General features: G+C 34.1%; 10 protein-coding genes. 7 read left to right on the top strand and 3 right to left on the bottom strand.

What is annotated here, in order from left to right; genetic code table 11:
• Positions 1–357: 357 nt before the first annotated feature.
• Entirely contained in the window at positions 358–705 is a 348-nt protein-coding gene (locus tag ETU08_RS00430) for a helix-turn-helix domain-containing protein (protein ID WP_146261047.1), read from the bottom strand.
• Positions 706–876: 171 nt separating this feature from the next.
• On the opposite strand from ETU08_RS00430, the gene ETU08_RS00435 reads away from it, so the two are divergent.
• From ETU08_RS00435 to ETU08_RS00460, 6 genes are all read left to right on the top strand, one after another.
• Positions 877–2,976, top strand: a complete 2,100-nt coding sequence (locus ETU08_RS00435; protein WP_146261048.1) for a toprim domain-containing protein — start codon at positions 877–879, stop codon at positions 2,974–2,976.
• A 135-nt stretch (positions 2,977–3,111) separates the two neighbouring features.
• A complete protein-coding gene (locus ETU08_RS00440) occupies positions 3,112–3,639 on the top strand; it encodes a hypothetical protein (protein WP_146261049.1) in 528 nt (175 codons plus the stop codon).
• A 623-nt stretch (positions 3,640–4,262) separates the two neighbouring features.
• Entirely contained in the window at positions 4,263–4,829 is a 567-nt protein-coding gene (locus ETU08_RS11840) for an RHS repeat-associated core domain-containing protein (protein WP_185145242.1), read from the top strand.
• A 5-nt stretch (positions 4,830–4,834) separates the two neighbouring features.
• A complete protein-coding gene (imm45, locus tag ETU08_RS00450) occupies positions 4,835–5,164 on the top strand; it encodes an Imm45 family immunity protein (RefSeq protein ID WP_221410525.1) in 330 nt (109 codons plus the stop codon).
• Positions 5,165–5,276: 112 nt separating this feature from the next.
• The gene (locus ETU08_RS00455) at positions 5,277–5,594 is read left to right on the top strand and encodes a hypothetical protein (RefSeq protein WP_146261050.1); all 318 of its coding nucleotides are present in this window, start codon (positions 5,277–5,279) and stop codon (positions 5,592–5,594) included.
• Complete coding sequence (locus ETU08_RS00460) at positions 5,595–6,086, top strand: riboflavin biosynthesis intermediates N-glycosidase (protein WP_146261051.1); 492 nt, start codon at positions 5,595–5,597, stop codon at positions 6,084–6,086.
• Between the two features lie 40 nt (positions 6,087–6,126).
• On the opposite strand, the gene ETU08_RS00465 is transcribed toward ETU08_RS00460, so the two are convergent.
• Together ETU08_RS00465 and ETU08_RS00470 are read right to left on the bottom strand one after the other, a co-directional pair.
• On the bottom strand, positions 6,127–6,408 hold the full coding sequence (locus tag ETU08_RS00465) for a hypothetical protein (protein ID WP_146261052.1): 282 nt from the start codon (positions 6,406–6,408) through the stop codon (positions 6,127–6,129).
• Between the two features lie 219 nt (positions 6,409–6,627).
• Complete coding sequence (locus ETU08_RS00470) at positions 6,628–6,993, bottom strand: helix-turn-helix domain-containing protein (RefSeq protein ID WP_146261053.1); 366 nt, start codon at positions 6,991–6,993, stop codon at positions 6,628–6,630.
• A 141-nt stretch (positions 6,994–7,134) separates the two neighbouring features.
• On the opposite strand from ETU08_RS00470, the gene ETU08_RS00475 reads away from it, so the two are divergent.
• Positions 7,135–7,424: CHC2 zinc finger domain-containing protein (locus ETU08_RS00475; RefSeq protein ID WP_221410526.1), on the top strand; the 290-nt coding region annotated here is incomplete at its 3' end.

Below are 7,424 nucleotides of genomic sequence, written 5' to 3' on the forward strand. Positions count from 1 at the left end.
CAACTGCTGGTAATCCCCAATAAAAGAGAAATTATCCAAGGCAGTTAAAAACACTTTAAGGCTTTCAGGGTTTAAATCTGTGTTTTGATTTTCAGATTTGGAATGTGCGTTTAAATCGACATTGTTTTGGGTTGTCATAAAAAAATATTAAGGGTTAAAAAATAGGCAGGTCGCTGACAACCCATTCTACGAAGTAGAAAAGTCTTGGGACTTTCACCCATACGCCTGCCAATACTATAAGCGGTAAACTTTGTCATTGTTATGTTCATAAAATGGATTGTCAGAAGCAAAATTAGGTAAAAAAATAAAACCTTCTTTATTTAAAGAAGGTTTTTTTATTTCACAAATACAATCTAATTAAGAATTAGCATACCTTTTTCTATTATTAATTTCATGAATTAAAGCATCAAGAGTAAAGAATACCCTTTCCTTATCAATATCATCTAAATTATTAATTTCTTTGAATCTATTTAAAATCTCAGGTTCTTTTAAAATATTATCATCTTCCATTTCTCCCAAAAGATAGCCCACGGTAGAATTAAGTAGATTAGCCAGTTTTTTAGCAGTCTCAATAGAAGGAGTCATCTCATCTCTCTCATAACGAGAAATAACACTCACCGAAGTATTTAATTTTTTAGCCAGCTCAGTTTGGCTAAGGCTAAGCTCTTTTCTAAGAATAGCAATTTTTTTACCGAAAGAAATCATATATAAAACTCTAAAAAGGTTAAAAAAGACACAAAATACATCTATTTGCACAAATATATGAACCTGAAACGAGGAAATAAAATCTTAAAATATTTCGTTAATTCATTTGATTAGATTAAATTTGACCGAAAAAGGTTAATAAAAAAAACTTACTCAAAAAAAACCCTAGTTATGAGTATCCCAGAAATCAAACAAAAATTAAGCATCCAAGAAGTATTAGAGCATTATCAGATACCAGTCAAAAACCAGATGTGCCGATGTCCCTTTCACGAAGACCAAACCCCCAGCATGCAAATCTTTAACGATTCCAACACCGTCAGATGTTACAGCGGAAACTGCCCCCAATCCAATCAAGTCATCGATGTCATAGATTTTATTATGTATAAAGAACAAATAAGCAAAGCACAAGCTATTGCAAAAGCCTCTCAGTGGATAGGATTAGCAACTAAAAGCAGTTATAAAGAATATCAAGAACTCCCCATGGACCGATTAGAAGAAATCTTCTATAAAATGAAACAAAATTTAAGACAAAGTAAAAAAGCAAATGAATATACATTATCAAGAAATCTAACCCCCGAACAACTAGAAATCGGCTACAACGGCAGGACGTATAAAGGAATAGTCAATTGTATCGTTTTTCCCCTGAAAGACCACCACAACAAGATTGTAAGTTTTTACGGGAGAAGCATCAAAGACCAGAATCACTATTATCTAAAAAACAGATCGGGCTTATATCCCGGATATCCCCCAAAAGAAACAAAAAACCTAATTTTAACCGAAAGCATCATCGATAGCGCCAGTCTTTTGCAAATACAAGAGATCAGAGAAAAGTATAGTGTACTCGCCTGCTATGGAACCAACGGTTTTACCCAGGAACACAAACAAGCAATCCAAGAACTCCAACACCTAGAAGAAATAATAATAATCTTTGACAATGACCAAGCAGGAAAACAAGCCACAGAGAAATTAGCCAAGCAAATCCAAGAGCTAAATCCCCAATTACAACTCACCACCCTAGAACTCCCCAACAAAGACATCAACGAAACCCACCAATTACATACCCCAGAGATATTTACGGAGCTGATAGAAAAAAGAAAAACGATAGAACGATCACCAGAAAAACATAGTATAGAAGATCCACCAAAAAAAGAATCCAACTTAACCCTAAACCAAATCAATCAATTAATCCAGCAAAGCGGAATCATCGGCGAAGAAAACACCAGATTATTACTTTTTATCATCGCCAGCTCATACAAAACCCCCAAACCCCTACACGCCATCGTACAAGGCAGTAGCGGAAGCGGAAAAACCCATCTAATCAGTAAAATCGCCGACCTCATGCCCCCCGAAGACGTACTCAGATTCACCCGAATCACCGAAAGCAGTTTATACAACTGGGGCGAATGGGATCTAGTCGGCAAAAGCATGGTGATTGAAGACCTCGACGGCTTAAAAGAAGAAGCCCTATATAGCTTACGAGAACTCATCAGCAGTCAAAAACTCAGCAGTAGCGTAAGCGTTAAAGACAAAAAAGGCAATATCAAAAGCACCCACAAAAAAGTACGAGGCATCTTTAGCAGTTTATCCGCCACCACCAAAGGCGAAATCTACGAAGACAACATGAGCAGATCCTTTGTTTTAGCCGTAGACGAATCCATAGAACAAAGCCAAAAAATCATAGCCTACCAAAATAAAAAATACGCAGGAGAAATAAGAAAAGAAACAGAAAACAAAGCCCGAAAACACCTACAAGAATATGTAAGAAGCCTGCAAGATTTAGAAGTCATCAACCCCTATGCCACTCAGCTACAACTCCCCCAAGAAGTCCACAAAATAAGAAGACTCAACCAAATGTATCAAAGCATAATACAACAAGTCACCTATTTAAACCAAAAAAACAGAAAAATAAACCAAGGAAAAATCATAACCGAAAAAGAAGACCTACAACAAGCCACCGAAGTACTCTTTGAAAGCATCATATTAAAAATAGACGAATTAGACGGAAGTTTAAGACAATTCTTTGAACGCTTAAAAAACCATTTAAAAACAAAGGATAAAGAATTTACCCAGAGAGAAATCCGCCAAGCCTTTAACCTAAGTAAAAGCCAGACCCAAAGATACATCCATAGCCTTTTAGAACTCGAATACCTCAAACAAAGCGGAGGGTTTATCAATAAAGGACTAAAATACAAAATAGACTACTGGGACAACTTTCAAAAACTAAGAAAGCAAATCAAAGAACAATTACAAACCCAAATACAAAACCTTTAAAAACAAAAAAGAAACACAAAGAATCACCAAACGGGACACTAGAGAACCGATAAAAAAAATATAACTAACAGACAAACAATAACATAAAAAACCAGCGATTAGCGACCCCCAAAACCATAACCCCAAAGACCACCGATGCAAGCCCAACAAATCCGAATCACCTATAAAAAAACCCTATTAATCAAACAACTCAACTTTCTATTAGAACAAATCACAGATAATACAAAAACCCTAATAGAAGATCCTTACTATAAAAGCCTATTAGAACAAATAGAAACCAATAAAAAAGAGTTGGTCTATCACTTAATCCACAACCTAACCAAAATCAACCGCTTATACCGAATAGAAACCAACCAAAAAACACTCATCAGCACAGAAGAAGACATCTTAGTCGCCCTAGACCTCACCAAAGAACTCATCAACCCATCAAGCATATTAGAACCCAAAGACCGCGAATACTTACGACTCTTAGAAGCCCATTTCATAACAAAAACATTCAAAGCCAGAGAAGCCTCAGCACTCTTTCAACTAAAGAAAACCCAAACTTGGCGAATACTAGTAAAACTCATTATCGCAGGAATCTTACAAAGAAACGGCAATCCCAACAAAGGCTATATCTATCAATTTCCCATAGACCCCATAGAACTCCCGATACTAGACTAAAGCAAGCCTACAAATAAACCACCATCTCAATCTACCCACTTACTACCTAGATACTACCCCCTCAAACGCCCATTGCAAAGGTATTCGTCCGCGCTCAAACCCAGTTACAGGGCTTGCGCTCCAGCCACGCTAACGCTCGCTTCCCCTTGCCCTTTCACGTGTTTCGCTTGTCCTCATCCGTGGCTATTACATCAGCTCCTAAAGTCGCATCTGTCGCCACTTGTTGGTTTTGCTCGCAGGCAGGTGCTTGCGCGCCACGGGGATTTAGTCCATTTGAAAAAAAGTAAACCACTTTTAACCCCGTTCACGGGCGGTTTTATCGCCAAAAAATAATAAGGAAGATAGATTTAAATTTTGGCAAGCCCTCACCGCCCGCGCTCGCACACTCGCTTTACTGCTCGCTAGGACGCATAAAGCTCGTTTTTAAAAACTCGCAACCCTCTTTTATAAAAACCACGAACGTTTTTAAAAAGAACAACCGCCCACCCGAAAGCCCAACGCCCTATGTACTTTTTAAAATCCGTTGTTTTTTTTCTTTCAACTGAAAAAACCTTTCAACTGAAAATAAAAAACAGCAGACATTTTTAATATCAAATGGAATAAAAAATTATAAATTTGAGCCAATGAAAAAGTATCTATACTTTATACTTTTAGTCCTATCTATTTGTTTCAACTGGAATAGAGTAGAAGCAAAAAGTATTCACTCGCGCGAGGAAAAAGTAAGCGCAGAGTTAGACTATAATCGTTTCCGTTACTACAATCCCGAAACGGGACAATACATCAGCAAAGACCCCATCGGACTAGAGGGAAATAACCCCAATATGTATGCCTATGTATACGACTCTAATACGGAGGTGGATCTGTTTGGGTTAAATGCTAAACCTGAGGTAGCAAAAGATTTTGAAGCAAGAATAGCTAAAATGAGTCCTTCTGAACGGGTTATAGCTGTAAATGGTAAAGTATCAAAAGTAGCTAAAAAGAATGGATGGGAAAAAGACTCTAAATTATCAAGAACGAATAATAGAAATGTTTATAAAGATGCAGATGGTAATTTATTTGCTGCAGATACACAACATGGAAGAATTGAGTACACTGATAAAAGAGGTATCCACTTAGGAGAATATGATATAGATGGAAATAAAACAAAGCCAGCAGATGCATCTGGTGGACATAATTTGAAGTGTAAATAATAATTATGAAAAACATAAAATTAGAGGATCTTAAGGAAAATATAGAAAGGGGAGTGATATTAAGATGTAAGGGGCAGTATCCTTATGAAGAATATGTTGATTTTATGGTAATAGAACAACAGGATCAATATGCTTTATTAGTTATATCTGGATATAAAGCAGGATTAATATTTGTTTATTTGCCAAAAGAATCTATTCCTCAAGATAATAATGGTTATGCTATTGATTTAGAATGGTTAAAATCAAATTGGAATGAGTGGGGTTATTCAGATTGTCCAATTAATGATGTCCATATAATATATAAAGATTCTCCAACTAGCTTTTCTGATCGATAAATAATTGTGGTATATTATTATAGCGTTTATAAAAAGTCTTAAAATATAAGATTAAAGATGATGTAGATTTAAAAGACAGCAATGCAAAATTTGTAAAACGTTGTAAATAACTATGAAGTCTAATATAAAATTAAATGAAAAAGAATGTACAGAGATAAGTACCAAACTTAGTTTTGTAATAGGTTCAATTGACAGGGTTGGTTCTGGATTTTATGGGGATGAAGAAACTGCTTTAGCGTTATTATTATGTTTTAAAGAAAATAAAATGTTGGATATATTATCTAATATTAGACGTATTTTTGATATATCGTTGGAAAAGCATCTCTCAGAAGATGAATTTGAAAAATTTATGGAAAAAGAAATAGAAGTATGGAAACCACCTTATAATGCTACGAAAGAAGAATTATTAAAATTGCTACAAGAGTGTTAAATGAAATATGCAGGAAAAAAGAAAATTATATTTTTTTTTAGCCCAGATCATTTTCTATCGCAATGGTATCCCTGTAAGTTTGTTATAAATAATATTAATTTTTTTAGTGCGGAGCAATGGATGATGTATTCAAAGGCTTTACTATTTCAAGATATGGATAATGCTCAGAATATTTTATCTGTTAAATCATCTAAAATACAAAAAAGGATAGGGCAATCTATTGTAAATTTTAATTCTGATATATGGGATGAAAATAAGAAAAATATAGTATATAAAGGGAATTATGCAAAATTCTCACAAAATGAGCATTTAAAAAAGCTATTATTATCAACAAAAGATAAAATATTAGCAGAAGCAAGTCCTTATGATAAAATATGGGGAATAGGTTTAGGTATTAATAGTGATATGAGATTTAATATATCTAAATGGAAAGGTAAAAATTTATTAGGAGAAGTTTTAATGCAAGTTAGAGAAGATTTAAAAAAAGAATAACTCAAAAACACCAACCTTTATGGTTGGTGTTTTGTTTTAATTAATTCTTATTTAGTTTGTCCAAGAGTTCCCATTCGCTTTTAGGGATCAGCTCTAAGAGTAAGGACAAAAGCAAAAAAAACTCATCCCTGTTTAAAGAATTCCCAGGATCTAAAATAGCGATTTTCAGAGCTTTAATAAGCGCCTGAATAGAGAATCCCAACTGCTGGTAATCCCCAATAAAAGAGAAATTATCCAAGGCAGTTAAAAACATTTTAAGGCTTTCAGGGTTTAAATCATTAGTTTGATTTTCATTGATGTTTTGTACATTTTTAGATTGCATAATAAAAAAGATAAAAACGGCAGGTCACTGCAATCTAACTCCTCACGAAGTAGTACAGGGACTTTCACCCGTGTGCCTGCCTTATTGTTAAAAAAATATTTCATTATTTACGTAAGAAATTAGATTGCAGAGCAAAGATATAAAATAAATTATCACCCATAAAAAAGCCTGAAATAAAATTATCTCAGGCTTTATATGTTTTAATTAGTGTAACTCTATCTATAAAGAAGCCACATTCTTATTAAAGAAATCTTTGAATTTTTTAGTAGTAAGCATTTTATCAATCAATTTAAAGATAATTGATTTATCCTCCTCATCCAATTGATTAATCAGTCTGATTTGTTCCACTTCATTTTTATCCCCAATAGTAATCTCTTTAGGAATAGCACCATCAAAATTAATAATCTGATCCGTGGTCATATCAAACAACTGCGCCATTTTATTTAATTCAATTACCGTAATCTCCCTTATACCCTTTTCAATCTTAGAATACGTAGACTTATCGACCCCAATATGCAAAGCAACCTCTTTCTGCATAAGGTTTTTACCTTCCCGTATAAGTTTAATGTTATCCGCTAAATCCATAATGTAAAAATAGAAAAATAATAAACTATTCACAATATATAGAAAAATAGTAAACTTTATAGTTGCTTATAAATAAACTATATTCTATTTTTGTAGTAGAAAAATTGTAAACTATTTTTTACTCAATAAAAAACCCTAGTTATGAGTATCCCAGAAATCAAGCAAAAGTTAAGTATTCAAGAAGTATTAGAAAATTACCAAATACCAGTCAAAAACCAGATGTGCCGATGTCCCTTTCATGAAGACCAAACCCCCAGCATGCAAGTCTTTAACGATTCCAACACCGTCAGATGTTACAGCGGAAACTGCCCCCAATCCAATAAAGTCATCGATGTGATTGATTTTATTATGTATAAAGAACAAATAAGCAAAGCACAAGCTATTGCAAAAGCCTCTCAGTGGATAGGATTAGCCACTAAAAGCAGTTATAA

It is taken from the genome of Apibacter muscae, from assembly GCF_007845635.1.
Classification (GTDB): Bacteria; Bacteroidota; Bacteroidia; order Flavobacteriales; family Weeksellaceae; genus Apibacter; species Apibacter muscae.

Excerpts from the sequence above, each read along its gene's own strand:
- ETU08_RS11840 (WP_185145242.1), top strand. The coding sequence starts at position 4,263 with ATGAAAAAGTATCTATACTTTATACTTTTAGTCCTATCTATTTGTTTC.
- ETU08_RS00440 (WP_146261049.1), top strand. The coding sequence starts at position 3,112 with ATGCAAGCCCAACAAATCCGAATCACCTATAAAAAAACCCTATTAATC.
- ETU08_RS00435 (WP_146261048.1), top strand. The coding sequence starts at position 877 with ATGAGTATCCCAGAAATCAAACAAAAATTAAGCATCCAAGAAGTATTA.
- imm45 (WP_221410525.1), top strand. The coding sequence starts at position 4,835 with ATGAAAAACATAAAATTAGAGGATCTTAAGGAAAATATAGAAAGGGGA.
- ETU08_RS00465 (WP_146261052.1), bottom strand. The coding sequence starts at position 6,408 with ATGCAATCTAAAAATGTACAAAACATCAATGAAAATCAAACTAATGAT.
- ETU08_RS00470 (WP_146261053.1), bottom strand. The coding sequence starts at position 6,993 with ATGGATTTAGCGGATAACATTAAACTTATACGGGAAGGTAAAAACCTT.
- ETU08_RS00460 (WP_146261051.1), top strand. The coding sequence starts at position 5,595 with ATGAAATATGCAGGAAAAAAGAAAATTATATTTTTTTTTAGCCCAGAT.
- ETU08_RS00455 (WP_146261050.1), top strand. The coding sequence starts at position 5,277 with ATGAAGTCTAATATAAAATTAAATGAAAAAGAATGTACAGAGATAAGT.
- ETU08_RS00430 (WP_146261047.1), bottom strand. The coding sequence starts at position 705 with ATGATTTCTTTCGGTAAAAAAATTGCTATTCTTAGAAAAGAGCTTAGC.